The sequence below is a fragment of the Burkholderia sp. BCC1644 genome (assembly GCF_902833225.1).
Lineage (GTDB): Bacteria > Pseudomonadota > Gammaproteobacteria > Burkholderiales > Burkholderiaceae > Burkholderia.
In genome coordinates, this window is sequence record NZ_CADFEI010000001.1 from 448,081 (window position 1) to 467,838 (window position 19,758).

Sequence of the window (19,758 nt, forward strand, 5' to 3'; positions counted from 1 at the left end):
TGTGCAACGCCGGCTGCTCGTTCACGACCGCCGGCATACGCGCCGCGCATATTTAAGCGGGAGATCGATGAAACGCCCGCGACGAAACCGAGTCGCTCGTGTGACGGCGTGCACGCGGCGGTGCAGGGGAACGCCCGCCAGGCATTGGGCGCCCGGCGGGGATCAGGTAAAGTGCCGCTCAACATGCCGGTTCGACGTTACTAGACGACCGGTCTAATCGTTGCTACCATACGCCATCATGAATGCATCTTCAGGCGCGGAAGTCCGCCAGCACATCCTGAATATCGCGAAGCCGATCATGCTCCACAAGGGGTTTTCGGCGGTCGGTCTGAACGAGATTCTCGCTGCGGCGGGCATCCCGAAGGGCTCGTTCTACCATTACTTCGGCTCGAAAGAGTCATTCGGCGAAGCGCTGCTCGAATCGTATTTCGAAGGCTATCTCGCGCATCTCGACAACCTGCTCAAGCATCAGGCCGGCACCGGCGCCGAACGCCTGATGACGTACTGGGGCAACTGGCTGCACACGCAATGCGCGGACGATCCGGAAGGCAAGTGCCTTGCGGTGAAGCTCGGCGCGGAAGTGTCGGACCTGTCGGAAGCGATGCGCGCGGTGCTTCGACGCGGCACGAGCCAGATCATCGAGCGGCTTGCGGGCGGCATCGAGGCCGGGCTGGCCGACGGCTCGCTGCGGGCGGTCGACGATCCGCCGCACACGGCCGCGATCCTCTACGAGCTGTGGCTGGGCGCGACGCTGCTGGAAAAGATTCATCGCAACCGCCAGCCGCTCGAAAGGGCGATGGCCGAAACGCTGCGCATGCTGAACCTGACGCCGGCCGCGCAGGGCGGTGCGCAGTCGTAATCCGGGCGCGCTTCGGCGCGCCTTGTTTTCGCCCCGATTCTAGACGACTGGTCTACTCAAACACGCATGACGAACGCTTCACGCCGCGTTACGCTGTCCCGATTGATCCAACCGCACGCATGCGACCGCGATGGCCCCAATGCCGACGCGGCTGCGGGCGTGCATCTTCCGCTGGTCCATCCCTGATCCGATCGTGCCCACGAAGCACGCTTATTCCTGTTGACGGAGGCTCACATGCCGCAAAGCAAGACCGCAAACCGCCAGATCATCCTGACTTCGCGCCCGGTCGGCGCACCGACGCCCGACAACTTCCGCCCGGAAACCGGTGACGTGCCGACGCCCGGCGCCGGCCAGGTGCTGCTGCGCACGGTCTGGTTGTCGCTCGATCCGTACATGCGCGGCCGGATGAGCGACGCGCCGTCCTATGCGCCGCCGGCCGAACTCGGCCAGCCGATGGTCGGCGGCACGGTCAGCCGCGTCGTCGCATCGAACCTGCCGGCATTCCGCGAAGGCGATCTCGTCGTCGCCGGGGCCGGCTGGCAAGACTATGCGCTGTCCGACGGCCGCGACCTGATTCCGCTCGGCCGCGACTTCGCGCATCCGTCGTACGCGCTCGGCGTGCTCGGCATGCCGGGCTTCACCGCGTACACGGGGCTGCTGAAGATCGGCGAACCGAAGGCCGGCGAAACCGTGGTCGTCGCGGCTGCAAGCGGCGCGGTCGGCGCGGTGGTCGGCCAGATCGCGAAGCTGAAGGGCTGCCGCGTGGTCGGCGTCGCAGGCGGCGCCGACAAGTGCGCCTACGTGACCGATTCGCTCGGCTTCGACGCCTGCGTCGACCATCGCGATCCGGCATTCGCGGCGAAGCTGAAGGAAGCGTGTCCGAACGGCATCGACGTTTATTTCGAGAACGTCGGCGGCGCCGTGTTCGACGCGGTGTGGCCGCTGTTGAACGATCATGCGCGCGTGCCCGTCTGCGGGATCATTGCGCATTACAACGACTCGGCATACGACGACAAGGCCGTGTCGACCGGCCGCGATCGCGTGCCGGCGCTGATGGGCACGATCCTGCGCAAGCGCATCCGGATGCAGGGTTTCATCATCCTCGACCACTATGCGACCGGTTATGCGACGTTCCTGAAGGAAATGAGCGAATGGGTCGCGCAGGGCAAGGTGAAGACGCTCGAGGACGTCGTCCCCGACCTGGCCGATGCACCGGAAGCACTGATCGGCTTGCTCGCCGGCAAGAACTTCGGCAAGGTCGTCGTGCGCGTGGGCCCGGACGAACTGGCCTGACATCGCGGCACGGCAACACATGACGGTTGCACGCTGGCGTCGCGCGACGCCAGCTTGTGGCATGCTCGATTTCGATTCAAAAGGAGTGACAAGATGGCGCTTCACGTGATTGCTTCCCTGTTCCTGAAACCCGAACACGCGCAGACCGCCGAGGCCGAACTGCGCAGCATGGTCGCGAAGACGCGCACCGAGCCGGGCAACCGCCGCTACGACCTGTTCCGCGAGCAGGACGGCTCGCCGAACCTGCACCTGTACGAGATCTACGACGACCAGGCCGCATTCGACGCGCACCTCGCAAGCCCGTATTTCGGCGAATTCCGCACGAAGTCGGCCGACTGGTTCACGGCGCCGCCCGTCATCAAGGTGCTGTCGGGCATCGACGTGGCCGAGTAACACCCGCTTCACCGCCGCGGCTCGCCCCCACCCGGGCCGCGCGGCACCCGTCGTGCACGGCGCGACGGCAATGACGACACCGCACGGCGCAGCGTTCGCGCCGCTTCCCCAATACACCGGCCCCGGAGGCTGAATGGTCACCCTCAACATCAACGGCGAAACCCGCACGGTCGACGCTCCCGACGACATGCCCTTGCTCTGGGTGCTGCGCGACGTCGTCGGCCTCACCGGCACCAAGTTCGGCTGCGGAATCGCGCAATGCGGCGCGTGCACCGTGCATCTCGACGGCGTCGCCGCGCGTTCGTGCGTGCTGCCGGTCGCGGCCGTCGCAGGCCGCAAGATCACGACGATCGAAGCCGTCGGCGCGACGCCGGCCGGGCACAAGGTCCAGCAGGCCTGGCGCGAGCTCGACGTCGTCCAGTGCGGCTACTGCCAGTCGGGGCAGGTGATGGCCGCCACCGCGCTGATTGCGTCCAACCCGAACCCGAGCGACGCCGACATCGACGCGGCGATGGCCGGCAACATCTGCCGCTGCGGCACCTACAACCGGATTCGCGCGGCCGTGAAGCAAGCCGCGAAGGAGGCATGACATGTCACGCGGACTGATCGAAGCAGGTCGGGCCGGCGCGGGCGTGTCGCGCCGGTCGTTTCTGAAACTCGGCATGTCGCTCGGCGCGGCGGCCGGCGGCGGCTTGCTGCTCGGCTTCAGCCTGCCGGCGGCGGGCGACGACGCGCGGCGCTCGGTGATCGGCGGCGATGCGGCCGAACCCGCGCAGCCGGGCGTATTCGCGCCGAACGCGTTCGTGCAGATCGACCGCGCCGGCAAGGTCACGCTGGTGATGCCGAAGGTCGAGATGGGGCAGGGTGTCTATACGTCGCTGCCGATGCTGATCGCCGAGGAGCTCGAAGTGCCGCTGTCGAGCGTGACGCTCGATCACGCGCCGCCGAACGAGAAACTGTTCATGGATCCGCTGCTCGGCGGCCAGCTCACCGGCGGCTCGACGTCGGTGCGCTATGCGTGGGAACCGATGCGCCGTGCGGGCGCGACGGCGCGCACGCTGCTGGTCGCGGCGGCCGCGAAGCAATGGAACGTCGATCCGGCCAGCTGCCGCGCGGCGAACGGCGAAGTGCAGCATCCGCCGAGCGGCCGCCGTGCGTCGTACGGCCAGCTGGCCGACGCCGCGGCGAAGCTGCCGGTGCCGAAGGACGTCGCGCTGAAGAAGCCTGAGGATTTCAAGCTGATCGGCACGCCCGCGAAGCGCCTCGATTCGCCGGAGAAGGTCGACGGCACCGCGCAGTTCGGGCTCGACGTACGCCTGCCCGGCATGCTGTACGCGGTGATCGTGAACAGCCCGGTGTTCGGCGGCACCGTCGCGAGCGTGGATGACACGGCCGCGAAGAAGATTCCCGGCGTGCGCCAGGTCGTGCGCGTCGACAACGCGGTCGCGGTGGTCGGCGATCACACGTGGGCCGCGAAGCGCGGCGCATCGGCGCTCGTCGTGAAGTGGAACGAAGGCGCGGGCGCGAAGGTATCGACGAAGGATCTGTTCGCGGATCTCGCGCAGGTGGCGGCGAACGGCAAGGGCGCGGTCGCACGCAAGGAAGGCGACGTCGGCAAGGCCTTCGCGAACGCGAAGACGCGCGTCGACGCCGTCTACGAACAGCCGCTGCTCGCGCACGCGACGATGGAGCCCGTGAACTGCACGGTGCACGTGCGCAGCGACGGCTGCGAGATCTGGGTCGGCACGCAGGTGCCGACGCGGGCGCGCGATACCGTGCAGCAGCTCACCAGCTTTCCGCCGGACAAGATCGTCGTGCACAACCACCTGCTCGGCGGCGGCTTCGGCCGGCGGCTCGAAACGGACATGATCGGCCAGGCCGTGAAGGTCGGCAAACAGGTCAACGCGCCGGTGAAGGTGATCTGGACGCGCGAGGAAGACGTTCAGCACGACATGTACCGGCCGTGCTACTACGACAAGATCTCGGCCGGCCTCGACGCGAACGGCAAGCCGGTCGCGTGGCAGCACCGGATCGTCGGCTCGTCGATCATGGCGCGCTTCGCGCCGCCCGCGTTCCAGAACGGCGTCGATCCCGATGCGGTCGAGGTCGCGGCCGAGCTGCCGTACGACCTGCCGAACCAGCTCGTCGACTACGTGCGCCAGGAGCCGCGCCACGTGCCGACCGCGTTCTGGCGCGGCGTCGGCCCGACCCGCGGCACGTTCGTCGTCGAGAGCTTCATCGACGAACTGGCCGCGCAGACCAAGACCGACCCGGTGCAATACCGCCGCGCGCTGCTCGACAAGACGCCGCGCGCCCGCAACGTGCTCGACGTCGCAACGAAGGCGGCCGGCTGGGGCGCGTCGCTGCCGAAGGGGCAAGGGCGCGGCGTCTCGGTGATGCACGCGTTCGGCAGCTTCTTCTCGATCGTCATCGACGTCGCGGTGGACGGCGGCGAGGTGCAGGTCAAGCGCGTCGTATGCGCGGTCGATTGCGGCATGTTCGTCAATCCGAACACGATCGAGGCGCAGGTGCAGGGCGGCATCATCTTCGGGATCACGGGCGCGCTGTACGGCGAGATCACGATCGAGGACGGCCGCGTCGTGCAGGGCAACTTCACCGACTACCGGATGATGCGAATCAACGAGACGCCGCCGATCGAGGTTCATCTGGTGAAGAGCGGCGAAGCGCCGGGCGGAATCGGCGAGCCCGGCACGGCCGCGACGGCGGCGGCGCTGTCGAACGCGATCTTCGCGGCGACCGGCACGCGGCTGCGCAAGCTGCCGGTCGGCAACCAGCTGAAGACGGCTTGAGGGAGACACGATCATGCGAAACCTCACGCTGAACACGCTCCGCGCGTCGCTGCTCGCATTGTCCGCGCTGCTGGCCGGCACGGCGGCACACGCGGCGGAAACGGCGGCGGCCGACAGCGCGCTCGTCGCGCGCGGCGCCTACCTCGCGAAAGCCGGCGACTGCATCGCGTGCCATACCGCGCCGCGCGGCACGCCGTTCGCGGGCGGCCTGAAGATGGTCACGCCGATGGGCGCGATCTACACGACCAACATCACGCCCGATCCGGAGACGGGCATCGGTGGCTATACGGAAGCCGAGTTCGCCGGCGCGCTGCGCAAGGGCGTCGCGAAGGACGGCCACAACCTGTATCCGGCGATGCCGTATCCGTCGTACGCGAAGCTGAAGGACGACGACGTGAAGGCGCTGTACGCGTACTTCATGCACGGCGTCGAACCGGTGAAGCAGGCGAACCGGCCGTCCGACATCCCGTGGCCGCTCAACATGCGCTGGCCGCTCGCGTTGTGGAACCTGGTGTTCCTCGACACGACGCCGTATGCCGACAAAGCGGACAAGGACGCGATGTGGAACCGTGGCGCGTATCTCGTGCAGGGGCTCGGGCACTGCGGGTCGTGCCACACGCCGCGCGGCGTCGGCTTCCAGGAGAAAGCGCTCGACGAAGGCGGCGCGGCGTTCCTGTCGGGCGCGCCGATCGACAACTGGTTCGCGTCGAACCTGACCGGCGAGCACAACACGGGGCTCGGCCGCTGGAACGAGGCCGAGGTCGCGCAGTTCCTGAAGACCGGCGCGAACCGGCACGCGACCGCGTTCGGCTCGATGGTGAGCGTGATCAACCACAGCACGCAAGCCTTGAGCGACGACGATCTGGCCGCGATGTCCCGATACTTGAAATCGCTGCCGGCCGCAGGCGGCACGGGCGCGCCGCCGTACAGTTATGATCCGAAGGCGACGCAGGTCGCGCTGGGCCGGCCGGCAGCCGATCCGGGCGCGAAGGTGTATAACGCTTACTGCCTGCATTGCCACGGCGCGGACGGGCGCGGTTACGCGCCGCTGCTCGCGCCGCTCGCCGGCAATCCGAACGTGCTCGAGGCCGATGCATCGTCACTGATCAACGTGACGCTGAACGGCAGCGACACGCTCGTGATCGGCGGTGTGCCGTCCGCGTATCCGATGCCGGCGTTCTCGAACCAGCTGAACGACCAGCAGATCGCCGACGTGCTGACGTTCATGCGCGCCGGCTGGAGCAACGGCGCGCCGGCCGTGCAGGCGGCGGACGTCGCGAAACTCCGCAAGGCGACGGCGGCCGCGCGCTGAGCGCGGCGCGATGCGGAACGATGGCGGGCCGGCGTGCCTGCCGTCGACGCCACCGGGTGCGTGCCCGCCCCGGCGGCCTCGCTTTTTCTGTCAACCGGCGCGCGGCCGTTCGCGGCAGCGCGCGTTTTATCGACGCAATGTAGGGGTGTCTGGATGGCTAACGTGACTTATACGGATACGCAACTGCTGATCGACGGCGAGTGGGTCGACGCCGCGAGCGGCAAGACGATCGACGTCGTGAACCCGGCGACCGGCAAGCCGATCGGCAAGGTGGCCCACGCGGGCATCGCCGATCTCGACCGTGCGCTCGCCGCCGCGCAACGCGGCTTCGAAGCGTGGCGCAAGGTGCCCGCGCACGAGCGCGCGGCGACGATGCGCAAGGCAGCCGCGCTGGTGCGCGAACGTGCCGAAGCGATCGCACAGCTGATGACGCAGGAACAGGGCAAGCCGCTCACCGAAGCACGCGTCGAAGTGCTGTCGGCAGCCGACATCATCGAATGGTTCGCGGACGAAGGCCGTCGCGTGTACGGCCGGATCGTGCCGCCGCGCAACCTCGGCGCGCAGCAGACGGTCGTGAAGGAGCCGGTCGGCCCGGTCGCGGCGTTCACGCCGTGGAATTTCCCGGTCAACCAGGTCGTGCGCAAGCTGAGCGCAGCCCTCGCGACCGGCTGCTCGTTCCTCGTGAAGGCGCCGGAGGAAACCCCCGCGTCGCCGGCCGCGCTGCTGCGCGCGTTCGTCGACGCAGGCGTGCCGGCCGGCGTGATCGGCCTCGTGTATGGCGATCCGGCTGAAATTTCGTCGTACCTGATCCCGCATCCGGTGATCCGCAAGGTCACGTTCACGGGTTCGACGCCGGTCGGCAAGCAGCTCGCCGCGATGGCCGGCCTGCACATGAAGCGCGCGACGATGGAGCTGGGCGGCCACGCGCCGGTGATCGTCGCCGAGGATGCCGACGTCGCGCTCGCGGTGAAAGCCGCCGGCGGCGCGAAGTTCCGCAACGCGGGTCAGGTCTGCATTTCGCCGACGCGCTTCCTCGTGCACAACAGCATCCGCGACGAATTCACGCGCGCGCTGGTCAAGCATGCGGAAGGGCTGAAGGTCGGCAACGGCCTCGAGGAAGGCACGGCGCTCGGCGCGCTCGCGAACCCGCGCCGCCTCACCGCGATGGCGTCGGTCGTCGACAACGCACGCAAGGTCGGTGCGCGCATCGAAACCGGCGGCGAGCGGATCGGCTCGGAAGGCAACTTCTTCGCGCCGACCGTGATCGCGGACGTGCCGCTCGAAGCGGACGTGTTCAACAACGAGCCGTTCGGCCCGGTCGCGGCGATCCGCGGCTTCGACAAGCTCGAGGATGCCATCGCGGAAGCGAACCGTCTGCCGTTCGGTCTGGCCGGCTATGCGTTCACGCGTTCGTTCGCGAACGTGCACCTGCTCACGCAGCGCATGGAAGTCGGGATGCTGTGGATCAACCAGCCGGCGACGCCGTGGCCTGAAATGCCGTTCGGCGGCGTGAAGGATTCGGGCTACGGCTCGGAAGGCGGGCCGGAAGCGCTCGAGCCGTACCTCGTCACCAAGTCGGTCACGGTGATGGCTGTCTGACGGCCGGTTGACCGTGCGCGCGCCGCCGCCGGTGCGGCGCGCACGAACGAACGGCGCAGGCCGGGCGTCATGCCCGGCCCGCGCCGTTTTTCGTTGAATTTCACGATACAGGGCAGGACGACCCCGCCTTCAGTCGGGTGTCGTCACCAGCGCCGCGGTCTGGCCCAGCCAGTCGGCCGGATCGCCGCGATGGTAGATCTGCTCGGACGGCTCGATGTTGTCGATGAAGCGCTGGTAGATCACCGCGCGCCGGGCCGTGGCGATCGGCGCGAGGAGGGCGGCGGCGCGCACCGGGTCGCAGCCGGGCACCCGCGCCAGCCATTCGCGATTCCAGTGCGTCTTGATCGCCGCCGCGTATTCCCGCGGCACCGCGTCGAGAAACGCCGACTGGTCGAGCAGCGGGTGGCCGATTCCGCTGTCGCCCCAGTCGAGCAGCGTGAGCGCCGATCGCGTGCCGCGAAAATTGCCGGGATGGCAGTCGCCGTGCACCAGCGTAGTCGGCAGTCCGCACGCGTCGATCGCGGCGAGCCGCGCCGCCAGCCCGTTCACGAAACGAAGCAGCGACGCACGTTCGTCGCCCGACAGTGCGTCGCCGTTGCGTTCGACGACATCGGAGATCTCCTCGGACAGATCCGCGCGACTCCAGTCGGGCAAGCGCATCGTACGCAGTTCGTCGACGCGGTCGATCCATGCAGCCTGCAGGTCGACCAGCAACGTCACCATGTCGAACAGTTGCGGCAGCGCGGCATCGTACTGGTCGTCACCGGGAATGTCCGCGAGCAGGATGCGCCCGCATTCGTCATGACCGAGCAGCGTCGGCACGCGCCGGCCGGCCAATGCCGTGATGACGCGGCCCTCGTGCCCCAGAAACGGCGGCACCACCTTCAGCCAGGCCGACTGGCCGCCGATCGGGATCCGCCACACGCTGGACAGGTTCCAGGTTCGCACCTGCACGGGCCGGGCGCTCGCCGACAGGCCGCGATCGGCCAGCACGCGCGCCGCCCAGCCGAGATCGGCCGCGGGGCCGCCCGGCAGCGCGTAGCGTTGGCGCAATGCATGGGGCTCGATGTTCCCGGCCCAGCATTCGGCCGGAACCGGCGACGCGATCTCGGCCAGGTAGGTGACTTCGCCGCCAGGGGCGCGATCGCGAGCGGTTTCCAACAAACGCAGGATCGTCACGTCGACGCGATGGCGTTCGCGCGCGGCACGCACGACCGACTCCACCTCCTGCCACCACGGGATCGCGACCGGCATCGGCGGCAGGCAACCGACCACCGCGCCGTCGGGCGTCACCAGCACGAGCCGCGCCATGCGTGCCGGCGGTACGGCCGGATCGAAGGTCTCCGTTATCGTGCTCATGTCGCTCCCGACAGCATTCATTGACTGTGCAGGACGAGCTTATCCCGATTCGCGCATGCCTGGCCGGGCAGTGGCCGCTCGCGCGGCTCAATGCCGGCTGCTGCCGCGATAGCTTTCCACTTCGGCGTCGTATGCGGCGAGGAACGCCTTGCCGAACACCGACGCGAAATCGTCCTCGATCGCGAACACCGTATCGCGATGGGTCGCCGCGTAGCGATCCCACATCCGCGCCTTGTACAGCGCCGGCACGCGCTTCTCGTACCAGCGCATCGCGTCGTCGCGTTCGCGCAGCCGTTGCGGCGAAAAGCGCGTCAGCAGGTCCATCAGCGCGGCGCGCATGCCCGCGACCATGCCGATCTGGTGCGCATGCAGATCCTGGAACGCATCGCTGACCGCGCTCTGCGGCGACATGAAGCCCGGCAGCGGCAACCCGAACATCTGCCGCAGCACGGCGCCGCCGTCCGGCAGCAGCTTCAGCGGGTTGTTCTCGCGATCGAGCAGCATCGTCATGTGCGCCTTCACCTCGCGCTTCAGGATGCTGCGCGACGACAGCAGCTCGACGGTGCCGTTCGCGAACAGCGCCAGCAGCTGACCCGCGATGTACAGCTGTTCGGCCGACCACTGGTGCGACTCGGCGGCCACGTCGAGCCCCGCGCCTTCGAAGAACGCGTTCAACAGCTCGTCGGGCGTCGGCGGCGCCGGCGTCGCGCGCGCGGCGTGTGGTGCCGGCTCGTCGGCCGGCCGAGTGTCGGCACGCATGGCCGCCGGCTGAACGCGCACGTGCTGCGTCCACTCGGGCGCATGGTCGGCCTGCGTCGCGTGCACCGTGTCGCGATCCGCGTTGCCGCGATCGGCGGGCGACGCCGTGCCCGACGCGCCAGGATCGCCCGACGACTGCGCGAACAGGTCGAGCGGATCGATCGACAACTGGTTCAGGTCGCGCTGCGACGGCGCGGCGCGGTGCGCGGGCCGCGGCGCATCCGGGCGGGCGGGACCACCGGGCCGCGTGCCGGCATCCGCCGCCTTGCCGCGGGGCGCGAGGCGATCCTGGAGCAGCCCCCACAGCCGGTTGCCGGCCACCTTCGGCAAGGGCGAGGGGGGCGCCGCGGCCGCCTCGGGGGCATCGCGCGTGCCGATCGGTTCACCAGTATCGAGGGCCATGTCGATGACCGGCGCGCCGTCGTCAGCGTTGCCGTCGTCGCGCTCGGCCCGCAACACGTACGGCCCGATGCGGATGATGTCGCCGGTATTGAGCGGCCGCTCCTGCGCATAGCCGACCGGTTCACGGTTCACCTCGATCGTCGACACGCTGCTCAGGTTCTTCAGCAGGCACGCGTCGTCGCCGACCTGCAGCAGCGCCTGCAGCCGCGAAACCTGCCGGGTGTCGTCGCGCAGCACCAGATGGTTGTCGGTCGCGCGGCCGATGGTGCCGCCCGGCGGATGAAACACGACGGCGTCGTAGGAGTCGTTTTCGACCGGCTCGCCGGCATGTTCGATCACGATCAGTTGCATGTCATACGTCGCTCGGTGGATGAAGCGCTCGCGTGGAAACCGGTTCGTTCAGGATGCCGACGCATGTCTGCGGCGCGCGAATTCGAACGCGGGCCCCCAGACCGGATGCCCCTTCTCGGCGGGGGACAAGTCGAAGCGCGGGTTGAGGTCGAGAATCTTCGAGAACTCCGCGCGACATTGCGCGACGCGGTTCGTCACGCAGTAGCTGAACGCGAGGAGCTTGTGCGCGGCGACCTGCGTATCGACGTCGGCGCCGTCGATCTCCTTCGCATGGTTCAGCAGCGCGATCGTGCGCCCGTAGTCGCCGGCGGCGTACGCGGTGCGCGCGCTGTCGAGCGTCGCATGCGCGGCCGACTGCGTCGGGGACGACGTGCTGCACCCGCCGGCCCCCAGCAACAGCGCGCCGAGGAAAAGAACGATCGATGAACGACCTTTCATTATTGAAATAAAAATTGTGGTTTTGGAATGTGGCACACAAACGCTGTTGGATTCTAGTGCCAATCATCGGCGCCGATATCGCTGTTACGTTTTGTTTCAACTGGCCGATCCGATTCCATTTCAGATTGAAAATAGACTACGAATTTCAGCGCTTGTTAAACCGGGAAAACGATCTATAGTTCGCTGTGTTTTTTGGATTCGTCAGTTGTTTTGTCAGGGCTCGTCAATGCACGAAAAAATGGACCGTCCATTCGGGCGGAACGAATAGCCCGGCACACCGTCAGCGTCGCGAGCGCCCCTTGCTCGGCGGCCGGCCGGCTTATGCCCCGTGCCCATCCGACAGGTGTCCAAGCAATAGAACCGGGCCGCCCAGGCGAACCGGTCGGATTAACTTTTTCCGTCAAATGCCAATCTCGACTCAATTGCCTGTCATCTAGCAAAATCGATTTTTACGAATTCCGGATGATTCGACCCGGCTTTTTACCAGAACAATCTGCCGGAATAAATTGCAATGGAAGGATATGCGAATTACACAATTACCGACTAATTGATTGTCCCTTTTTTTGATCCGATCACCCGGTTTCGCAGTTGAAAACCGGCGCATGGCTATTGGGTGGCGAGGGTGGAATATGCAATGGCGGTCGAGCCGTTTCATCGTATGGGGATGCGTGTTGCTGCTGCCGGGGTGCGGCGCGACGGAGCACGCGGCCGCGGTGCCGTATGCGATCACGGTCGACGTTGCGCCCGACGTCAACCCTGACATGAACCGCAAGCCGTCGCCGATCGTGCTGAAGGTGTTCCAGCTGCGTGCGGCGTCGGCCTTCGACAGCGCGGATTTCTTCTCGCTGCAGGACAAGCCCGAGAACGTGCTCGGCGCGGACCTGCTCGGCACCGACCGCGTGATCCTGCGGCCCGGCGAGTCGCGCACGCTGCACTATCGCGGCAACGTCGAGGCCGGCGCGATCGGCGTCGTCGCCGAATACCGGATGCTCGAAAAGAACCGCTGGCGGCTGACGGTGCCGTTGCCGCGCGCGAAGCAGCTCAACCTCTACAAGTTCTGGCAGACATCGCCGGGCGAATTGAAGCTGTCGATCGCGGTCCGGAACGGCGGCGTCGCGCTGAACAATCCGCAGGGGCGCCCATGACCGAACCGACGATGTCCGCGACGCCGGTCGCGGCGCTCCGCCAGCGCGTAGTGTGGACCGAGGGCATGTTCCTGCGCCCGCAGCATTTCCAGCAGCTCGAACGGCACTGGGAGCGCTATGTCGCGTTGCGCTGCCTGCCGCTGCAAGGCTTCTACTGGGGCTTCGACGCGCTCGAGATCGATCGCGAACAACTGGCGCTCGGCAAGGTCGCGCTGCGCGCCGCGTCGGGCGTGATGCGCGACGGTACGCCGTTCGACCTGTCGCATCCGGACGATCTCCCCGAGCCGCTCGACGTACCGGCCGACGCGAAGGACCAGCTCGTCGTGCTCGCGCTGCCGCTGTGGCGCGGCGGCGGCGAGGAGGTGTCGTTCGGCGCGGGCGCGGGCGCGGCCAACGGCGGCGACGGCAACGCGGATGTCGCGCGCTACGTCGTGCGCGAATACGAAGTGGCCGATGCGAACGCGGTCGCGCTCGGCCCCGCGCTGCTGCAGACGGGCCGCCTGAACGTCCGGCTGATGCTCGAAGCCGAGCTGACCGGCGACTGGCACGCGCTCGGCGTCGCGCGGATCGTCGAGCGGCGCACCGATGCACGGCTGCTGGTCGACGACGGCTACATTCCGCCGCGGCTCGTCGCGCAGCGCGATGCGGTGTTGCTCGCCTATGCGCGCGAACTGCACGGGCTGCTCACGCAGCGCAGCGAGGCGCTTGGCGAACGGCTGTCGGAACCGGGGCGGGGCGGCGTGTCGGAAGTCGCGGATTTCCTGCTGCTGCAACTCGTGAACCGCTATCTCGCGCTGACCTGGCATGCGCAGCAGCACGTGTCGACGCATCCGGAAACGCTGTTCTGCGACTGGCTGAAGCTCGCGTGCGACCTGAGCACGTTCACGGCGGCCGGCCGGCGCCCGCAGTCGCTCGCGGTCTACGTGCACGACGACCTGCGGACGAGCTTCGCGGAACTGATCGCGGAACTGCGGCGGTCGCTGTCGACGGTGCTCGAGCAAAACGCGATCCAGATCGAGCTGCGCGATGCAGGCAACGGCATCCGCGTCGCGACGCTGGCCGACCCCGCGTTGCGCGACACGGCCGGTTTCGTGCTCGCGGTGCGCGCGGACTTGCCGGCCGACAGCCTGCGCACGCGCTTTCCCGCGCAGGCCAAGCTCGGGCCCGTCGAGCGGATCCGCGATCTCGTGCAGTTGCAGCTGCCGGGCATCACGATGCGCCAGTTGCCGGTCGCGCCGCGCCAGATCCCGTATCACGCGGGCCATACGTACTTCGAGATCGACAAGGGCAGCGACCTGTGGAAGCAGCTGGCGCGCTCCGGCGGTCTCGCCTTTCATTTCGCCGGCGAATTCCCCGGACTCTCGATGGAGTTCTGGGCGATACGCGGGTGACGGCGGGGCGACGCGATGAATTCTTCTTCCGATCCGATCTCCGCCGGCGCCGGCGGATTCGTGCCGCCGAATCCGGGCGGCATGCATCCGGCTGCCGCGGCGGGCACGGCCGGGCCGACGGCCACGCAGCCGCGGCCGGGCCGCTGGAGCGCGAGCGGCACGAACCCGCTCGTCGCCGCCGCGAACCCGCTGCTCAACCTCGTGCCGCAGATCCGCTCGACCGTCCACCATCCGAATCCGGCGTGGCTGCGCGAGCATCTCGTCGTCGAGATCCGGCAGTTCGAGGCGCGCGCGCAGGAAGCCGGCGTGCCGTCCGAGGCGATCATCGGCGCGCGCTACTGCCTGTGCACGGCGCTCGACGAGGCGGCCGCGCTGACGCCGTGGGGCGGCAGCGTGTGGTCGTCGCACAGCCTGCTCGTGTCGTTCCACAACGAGACCTGGGGCGGCGAGAAATTCTTCCACCTGCTCGAACGGCTGTCGCAGCAGCCCCGCCAGCATCTCGACCTGCTCGAGCTGCTGTATTTCTGTCTCGCGCTCGGCTTCGAGGGCCGCTATCGCGTGCTCGACAACGGTCACGCGCAGCTCGACGCGCTACGCCACCAGCTCGCGCTGACGATCCGTTCGGTGCGCGGCGAATTCGAGCCCGCGCTGTCGCCGCACTGGCGCGACGTCGTCACGCGCGATGTCGCCCGCCGGTTCGTCGTCCCGCTGTGGGTGTGCGTGGCGCTCGCGCTGCTGATCGGTTTCGGCCTGTTCGTCGGGCTGCGCATCGCGCTCGCCGGGCACTCGGACCGGCTGTTCGCGTCGATCGACGCACTGCACGTGCCGAAGCTGCAGCCCGCGCAGGCGCCGCCGCGCCCGGCGCCGGCGCCGCGCATCGCGAAGTTCCTTGCGCCCGAGATCGCGGCCGGCCTCGTGTCGGTGCGCGACGATGCCGATCGCAGCGTGATCGTGCTGCGCGGCGACGGGCTGTTCAAATCCGGCTCGACGTCGGTGATCGACCGTTACGTGCCGGTGCTCGCACGCGTCGCCGATGCGCTGAACAAGGTGCCCGGCAACGTGCGCGTGACCGGCTATACCGACGACACGCCGGTGCATACGGCGCGCTTCGCGTCGAACTGGGATCTGTCGCGCGAACGCGCGGAAGCCGTGCGCAGCATGATCGCCGCGCGGCTCGATCATCCGGAGCGGCTGGCGGCGGAAGGGCGCGGCACGCTCGATCCGGTCGCGCCGAACGATTCGCCCGCGAACCGCGCGCTGAACCGGCGCGTCGAGATCACGCTGCTGCCGGCGCCCGGCAGTGCCGCCGTCGGCGCGACGCAGGGGGCCAACTAACATGAACCAGGCTGTCGCGCGTTTCGTCCGGCCGTTGCCGTCGCGGGAAATCTGGACCTTCGCCGGTCTCGTCGTGCTCGCATGCTTCGTGTGGCTCGCGGGCCCGCTGTTCGCGTTTGCCGAGGTCCGGCCGCTCGAAAGCGGCTGGGCGCGCGGGCTGACGATCGCGGTGCTGTTCATCGCGTGGGGCGTGCGCGTCGCGTGGCGCAGCTGGCGCGCCGGCCGCCTCAACGCGCAGTTGTTGAACCAGCTGCGCGAGGCCGCGCCGGGGCCGGCCATCGCCGACGATCCGGCGAAGGCGCAGCTCGACGAGTTGCGCAGCCGCTTCGACGAAGCCGCGACGCTGCTGAAGAAGGTCCGCTTCGGGCAGGCCGATACCGTGCGCAAGGGCCTGCCGCGCTGGTTCGACCGGATGTCGCGCCAGTATCTGTACCAGTTGCCGTGGTACGTGTTCATCGGTGCGCCGGGTTCGGGCAAGACCACCGCGCTCGTCAATTCCGGGCTCAGTTTCCCGCTCGCCGAACAGTTCGGCCGTGCGGCGATTCGCGGCGTGGGCGGCACACGGCATTGCGACTGGTGGTTCACGAACGATGCCGTGCTGATCGACACGGCCGGCCGCTACACGACGCACGAAGGCAACCGTGCGCTCGACGAAGCCGAGTGGAAAGGCTTCGTCGACCTGCTGAAGAAATACCGCACGCGCCAGCCGCTGAACGGCGCGATGCTGACGATCAGCGTCGCCGACCTGCTTGGCGCATCGGAAGCCGAGCGCACGCAGCACGCGATGGTGCTGCGCAAGCGGCTGCTCGAACTGCGCGCGCAGCTCGGCATCCGCTTTCCCGTGTACCTGCTCGTGACGAAGGCCGACCTGCTGGCCGGGTTCGCCGAATACTTCGGTGCCTACGGCCGCGCGGAATGCGCGCAGGTGTGGGGCTTCACGTTCCCGCTCGCGCAGAGCGAAGCGCCGGGCTTCGACCTGCGCGCGGCGTTCGACCGCGAATACCGGCTGCTGCACCAGCGGCTGAACGACGGGCTGCCCGAACTGCTCGCCGCGCAGACCGACGCGCGCCAGCGCGAGATGACGTACCTGCTGCCGCAGCAGATCGCCGACCTGCAGGACATGCTCGGCCAGTTCGTCGCCGAGGTGTTTTCGGTGTCGAGCTACGAGCCGATGCCGATGCTGCGCGGCGTCTACCTGACGAGCGGCACGCAGGAGGGCACCGCGTTCGATCGCGTGATGAGCGGCATCAAGCGCTTCCTGAAGATCGAGGGTGTGCCGCCGGTCGCTCAGGTCGGGTCGACCGGGCGCAGCTTCTTCCTGAAATCGCTGTTGCAGGAACACATCTTCCGCGAAGCCGCGCTGGCCGGCAGCGACCTGCGCTGGCACCAGAAGCGGCGCGTGCTGCAGTTCGCCGGCTACGTGCTGCTCGCGCTGGTGTGCGTGGCCGTGCTGGCCGCGTGGCTGCGCAGCTATGCGAACAACCGCGCGTATCTCGACCAGATCGCCGCACGCGTGCCGGCGGTCGATTCGCAGATCGCCGGCGCGAAATTCTCCGATGCGTCCGACATCGCGCGGCTGCTGCCCGTGCTCGACGCGCTCGGCGGGCTCGCGAATGCGGGCGGTGTCGACCTGCAGCATCCGCCGCTTGCGTACCGGTGGGGGCTGTTCCAGGGCGAGAAGATCGACGAGGCCGTCGACGCCGTGTACCGGCGCGCGCTCGAGGACGTCCTGCTGCCGATCGCCGCGAGCCGGATGGAAGCCGCGCTGCGCGATGCGCGCCCCGATGAAACCGAATACGCGTATGCGGCGCTGAAGGCGTACCTGATGCTGTACGACAGCGCGCACTACGATCCCGCGTTCGTGCAGGCCGTCGTCGACCTCGAAATGGAACGCTCGCTGCCGCCGGATTTCTCGCCGGCCGAACGCGCGGCGCTGCGCGCGCATCTCGCCGCGCTGTTCGGCAGCCGTGTCGCCGTGTCGCCGTATCCGATGAACGAGCGGCTCGTGGCCGACGTGCGCGACCGGCTGCGGCAGGTGCCGTTCTCGCAGCGGCTGTACCGGCAGCTCACGCGCACGCTGCGGCCGGCAACGTCGGCGTTCGACTTCAGCGTCGCGCGCGCGGTCGGCCCCGACGCGTCGCTGGTGTTCCGCCGCCAAGGCGGCAAGCCGTTGTCGGAAGGCGTGCCGGGCTTCTATACGCGCAACGGCTATCGCAACGTGTTCGCGCCGCGCCTGGCCGGCGAGGTCGACGCGTACGGGCGCGAGGAGGTGTGGGTGCTGAACCTCGGCCTGTCCGAGATCCCCGGGCCCAACGACGCGGCCGCATGGGCTCGCGACATCCGCCAGCTTTACCTCAACGACTACCTGAAGATCTGGGACGACTATCTCGCCGACATCAAGCTGCAGCGCACGGCGACGCTCGCGCAGAGCATCCAGGTCGCACGTGCGCTGTCGTCGGCCGATTCGCCGCTCACGCGGCTGATGGTGGCACTGGCACGCGATACGGCGCTCGGCGACGCGCCGGGCGGCGCACGCAATCTGGCGTCGCGTGCGCAGGACAAGGTCGACGAGGCGCGCAGCTCGCTGTCGCAGATCTTCGCGGGGCAGGCCAGCGACGCGAATCCGTCGGCGGCGGCGCCCGCGAGCCCCGAACAGGTGGTCGACAGCCATTTCGCCGGGCTGCGTGCATTCGCGCCGGGCAGCGGCGACCAGGCGCAGGCATTCGACGCGGTGCTGAAGTCGATCGACGCGCTGTACACGTACCTGACCGCCACCGACGACGCGCTGAGGAGCGGCGCGCAACCGCCGCCGTCAGACGCCCCCGCACGGCTGCGCGCGCAGGCCGGCCGCCTGCCGACACCGTTCCGCGAAGTGCTCGACGACCTGTCGAACGTCGCCAACGGCAGCGTCGCGACGGTCGAGCAGCGCAGTGTCGCGCAGCGTGCCGGCGCGAACGTCGGCGACTTCTGCCGGCAGGCGATCGCGGGCCGCTATCCGTTCGCGCGCGGTGCGTCGCGCGACGTCGCGCCGGCCGATTTCGCGCAGATGTTCGCGCCGGGCGGCCTGATGGACGACTTCTTCCAGAAGAACCTGCAGTCGATCGTCGATACGACGTCCCACCCGTGGCGCTTCGCGAACCGCAATGCCGATGCCGATCCGTCGGCCGCGGCGATGCTCGCGTCGTTCGAGAAGGCCGCGGTGATCCGCGACGTCTATTTCGGCGGCGGCGCACGCACGGCGCAGTTGAAGGTGCAGGTCCAGCCGCTCGAAATGGACCCGTCGATCAGCGAGATGGTGCTCGACGTGGACGGGCAGATCGTCCGCTACGCGCACGGCCCGCTCGTGCAGAGCGCGGTCGACTGGCCGGGCCCGCGCGGCAGCAACCAGGTGCGGCTGCAGGTGTCGGGCCAGGCCGGCGCGACCGACGGCTTCTCGACCGACGGGCCGTGGGCGCTGCACCGGCTGTTCGACCGCGCGGCCGTGTCGGCCGGGCGCGGTTCGGACCAGATGATTGCGCGCTTCACGGTCGACGGCAAACCGATCGTGCTGCAGGTGAATGCGGGCAGTGTCCGCAACCCGTTCCGGCTGCCCCAGATGGAGTCCTTTACATGCCCTCCGAAGCCATGAGCCCGACACCGCCGCTCGCGCGCGCCGACGGCGACGCGCCGGCCTGGTACGGGAAGATTCCCGGCGCCGGCGACTTCGTGAACAGCCGGCTGCCGCATGCGCTCGCGCTGTGGTGGGAACGCTGGCTGCAGCAGGGGATGGCCGCGATGCGCCAGCGCGGCACGGACGAGATCGAGCGCCACTACACGGTCGCGCCGGTCTGGAATTTCCTGATCCCGGCCGGTGCCGGCGCGTCGTACGTGCAGTCGGGCTGCCTCGCGCCGAGCTGCGATCGCGTCGGGCGCTATTACCCGGTGATCGTCACGCTGCCGATGCGCGCGGCCGACTACTGGAACGGGCTGCCGGACGCCGCCGACGCGTTCTACTGGCAGGTCGGCCATGCGCTGCTCGACGCGATCCGCCATGCGCGCGCACCGGGCGACCTCGAGCAGACGCTCGAACGCGTGCGGCTCGCGCCGGCCGCCGGTCGCGACGCGGCGCACCTCGTCGACGGCATGCCGGCGGCGCTGCCGGAGCAGCCGGCGCCGCCGGCATGGCCGGGGCTGTCCGGCTATTTCGATCCGCACGGCGGCACCAGCTTCTGGTGGACCAACCGCGCCGACGGATCGCCGCTGCGCACGCATGCGCACACCGGCACGCCCGACAACGCGCTGTTCCTGACGCTGTTCGGCGGCGGCTAGCGGC

Annotated in this window: 15 protein-coding genes; 12 read left to right on the plus strand and 3 right to left on the minus strand. The window is 68.7% G+C overall.

The genetic code is table 11. The features are described from left to right. The first annotated feature begins 238 nt into the window (after window positions 1-238). The 7 genes from HWX87_RS01980 to HWX87_RS02010 all read left to right on the plus strand — a co-directional run bounded on the left by HWX87_RS01980 (window position 239) and on the right by HWX87_RS02010 (window position 8,266). The gene (locus tag HWX87_RS01980) at window positions 239-859 is read left to right on the plus strand and encodes a TetR/AcrR family transcriptional regulator (RefSeq protein ID WP_176045416.1); all 621 of its coding nucleotides are present in this window, start codon (window positions 239-241) and stop codon (window positions 857-859) included. A 234-nt stretch (window positions 860-1,093) separates the two neighbouring features. Next, window positions 1,094-2,152, plus strand: coding sequence for an NADP-dependent oxidoreductase (locus HWX87_RS01985; protein ID WP_176045417.1), 1,059 nt, complete (start codon window positions 1,094-1,096; stop codon window positions 2,150-2,152). Window positions 2,153-2,245: 93 nt separating this feature from the next. Then, the gene (locus HWX87_RS01990; RefSeq protein WP_176045418.1) at window positions 2,246-2,545 is read left to right on the plus strand and encodes a putative quinol monooxygenase; all 300 of its coding nucleotides are present in this window, start codon (window positions 2,246-2,248) and stop codon (window positions 2,543-2,545) included. Window positions 2,546-2,678: 133 nt separating this feature from the next. Continuing rightward, complete coding sequence (locus HWX87_RS01995; RefSeq protein ID WP_021162722.1) at window positions 2,679-3,134, plus strand: (2Fe-2S)-binding protein; 456 nt, start codon at window positions 2,679-2,681, stop codon at window positions 3,132-3,134. A 1-nt stretch (window position 3,135) separates the two neighbouring features. Then, complete coding sequence (locus HWX87_RS02000) at window positions 3,136-5,355, plus strand: xanthine dehydrogenase family protein molybdopterin-binding subunit (RefSeq protein ID WP_176045419.1); 2,220 nt, start codon at window positions 3,136-3,138, stop codon at window positions 5,353-5,355. Between the two features lie 13 nt (window positions 5,356-5,368). Further along, window positions 5,369-6,667: a cytochrome c gene (locus tag HWX87_RS02005; protein ID WP_176045420.1), complete on the plus strand. Its 1,299-nt coding sequence runs from the start codon at window positions 5,369-5,371 to the stop codon at window positions 6,665-6,667. A gap of 153 nt (window positions 6,668-6,820) precedes the next feature. Continuing rightward, entirely contained in the window at window positions 6,821-8,266 is a 1,446-nt protein-coding gene (locus tag HWX87_RS02010; RefSeq protein WP_176045421.1) for an NAD-dependent succinate-semialdehyde dehydrogenase, read from the plus strand. Window positions 8,267-8,395: 129 nt separating this feature from the next. On the opposite strand, the gene HWX87_RS02015 is transcribed toward HWX87_RS02010, so the two are convergent. The 3 genes from HWX87_RS02015 to HWX87_RS02025 all read right to left on the minus strand — a co-directional run bounded on the left by HWX87_RS02015 (window position 8,396) and on the right by HWX87_RS02025 (window position 11,575). Beyond that, complete coding sequence (locus HWX87_RS02015; protein WP_176045422.1) at window positions 8,396-9,625, minus strand: aminoglycoside phosphotransferase family protein; 1,230 nt, start codon at window positions 9,623-9,625, stop codon at window positions 8,396-8,398. A gap of 87 nt (window positions 9,626-9,712) precedes the next feature. Next, a complete protein-coding gene (tagH, locus tag HWX87_RS02020) occupies window positions 9,713-11,137 on the minus strand; it encodes a type VI secretion system-associated FHA domain protein TagH (protein ID WP_176045423.1) in 1,425 nt (474 codons plus the stop codon). A gap of 48 nt (window positions 11,138-11,185) precedes the next feature. Further along, a complete protein-coding gene (locus HWX87_RS02025; protein WP_176045424.1) occupies window positions 11,186-11,575 on the minus strand; it encodes a TssQ family T6SS-associated lipoprotein in 390 nt (129 codons plus the stop codon). Window positions 11,576-12,204: 629 nt separating this feature from the next. On the opposite strand from HWX87_RS02025, the gene tssJ reads away from it, so the two are divergent. The 5 genes from tssJ to tagF are packed head-to-tail and all read left to right on the plus strand — an operon-like array spanning window position 12,205 to window position 19,754. Beyond that, the gene (gene tssJ / locus HWX87_RS02030; protein ID WP_176045425.1) at window positions 12,205-12,720 is read left to right on the plus strand and encodes a type VI secretion system lipoprotein TssJ; all 516 of its coding nucleotides are present in this window, start codon (window positions 12,205-12,207) and stop codon (window positions 12,718-12,720) included. Continuing rightward, window positions 12,717-14,111, plus strand: coding sequence for a type VI secretion system baseplate subunit TssK (gene tssK / locus HWX87_RS02035; protein ID WP_176045426.1), 1,395 nt, complete (start codon window positions 12,717-12,719; stop codon window positions 14,109-14,111). Before tssJ ends, tssK begins: the two co-directional genes overlap by 4 nt. Window positions 14,112-14,126: 15 nt before the next feature. Next, complete coding sequence (locus HWX87_RS02040) at window positions 14,127-15,446, plus strand: DotU family type VI secretion system protein (RefSeq protein ID WP_176045427.1); 1,320 nt, start codon at window positions 14,127-14,129, stop codon at window positions 15,444-15,446. A 1-nt stretch (window position 15,447) separates the two neighbouring features. Continuing rightward, a complete protein-coding gene (gene tssM, locus HWX87_RS02045) occupies window positions 15,448-19,074 on the plus strand; it encodes a type VI secretion system membrane subunit TssM (RefSeq protein ID WP_176045428.1) in 3,627 nt (1,208 codons plus the stop codon). Further along, complete coding sequence (gene tagF / locus HWX87_RS02050) at window positions 19,056-19,754, plus strand: type VI secretion system-associated protein TagF (RefSeq protein WP_176045429.1); 699 nt, start codon at window positions 19,056-19,058, stop codon at window positions 19,752-19,754. Before tssM ends, tagF begins: the two co-directional genes overlap by 19 nt. Window positions 19,755-19,758 lie beyond the last annotated feature (4 nt).

Bases quoted from the DNA above. Each gene is read 5' to 3' on its own strand.
- HWX87_RS02005 (WP_176045420.1), top strand. From the start codon at position 5,369: ATGCGAAACCTCACGCTGAACACGCTCCGCGCGTCGCTGCTCGCATTG.
- HWX87_RS02000 (WP_176045419.1), top strand. From the start codon at position 3,136: ATGTCACGCGGACTGATCGAAGCAGGTCGGGCCGGCGCGGGCGTGTCG.
- HWX87_RS02010 (WP_176045421.1), top strand. From the start codon at position 6,821: ATGGCTAACGTGACTTATACGGATACGCAACTGCTGATCGACGGCGAG.
- HWX87_RS02040 (WP_176045427.1), top strand. From the start codon at position 14,127: ATGAATTCTTCTTCCGATCCGATCTCCGCCGGCGCCGGCGGATTCGTG.
- tssK (WP_176045426.1), top strand. From the start codon at position 12,717: ATGACCGAACCGACGATGTCCGCGACGCCGGTCGCGGCGCTCCGCCAG.
- tssM (WP_176045428.1), top strand. From the start codon at position 15,448: ATGAACCAGGCTGTCGCGCGTTTCGTCCGGCCGTTGCCGTCGCGGGAA.
- tagH (WP_176045423.1), bottom strand. From the start codon at position 11,137: ATGCAACTGATCGTGATCGAACATGCCGGCGAGCCGGTCGAAAACGAC.
- HWX87_RS01995 (WP_021162722.1), top strand. From the start codon at position 2,679: ATGGTCACCCTCAACATCAACGGCGAAACCCGCACGGTCGACGCTCCC.
- HWX87_RS01980 (WP_176045416.1), top strand. From the start codon at position 239: ATGAATGCATCTTCAGGCGCGGAAGTCCGCCAGCACATCCTGAATATC.
- HWX87_RS01990 (WP_176045418.1), top strand. From the start codon at position 2,246: ATGGCGCTTCACGTGATTGCTTCCCTGTTCCTGAAACCCGAACACGCG.
- tssJ (WP_176045425.1), top strand. From the start codon at position 12,205: ATGCAATGGCGGTCGAGCCGTTTCATCGTATGGGGATGCGTGTTGCTG.
- HWX87_RS02015 (WP_176045422.1), bottom strand. From the start codon at position 9,625: ATGAGCACGATAACGGAGACCTTCGATCCGGCCGTACCGCCGGCACGC.
- HWX87_RS02025 (WP_176045424.1), bottom strand. From the start codon at position 11,575: ATGAAAGGTCGTTCATCGATCGTTCTTTTCCTCGGCGCGCTGTTGCTG.
- tagF (WP_176045429.1), top strand. From the start codon at position 19,056: ATGCCCTCCGAAGCCATGAGCCCGACACCGCCGCTCGCGCGCGCCGAC.
- HWX87_RS01985 (WP_176045417.1), top strand. From the start codon at position 1,094: ATGCCGCAAAGCAAGACCGCAAACCGCCAGATCATCCTGACTTCGCGC.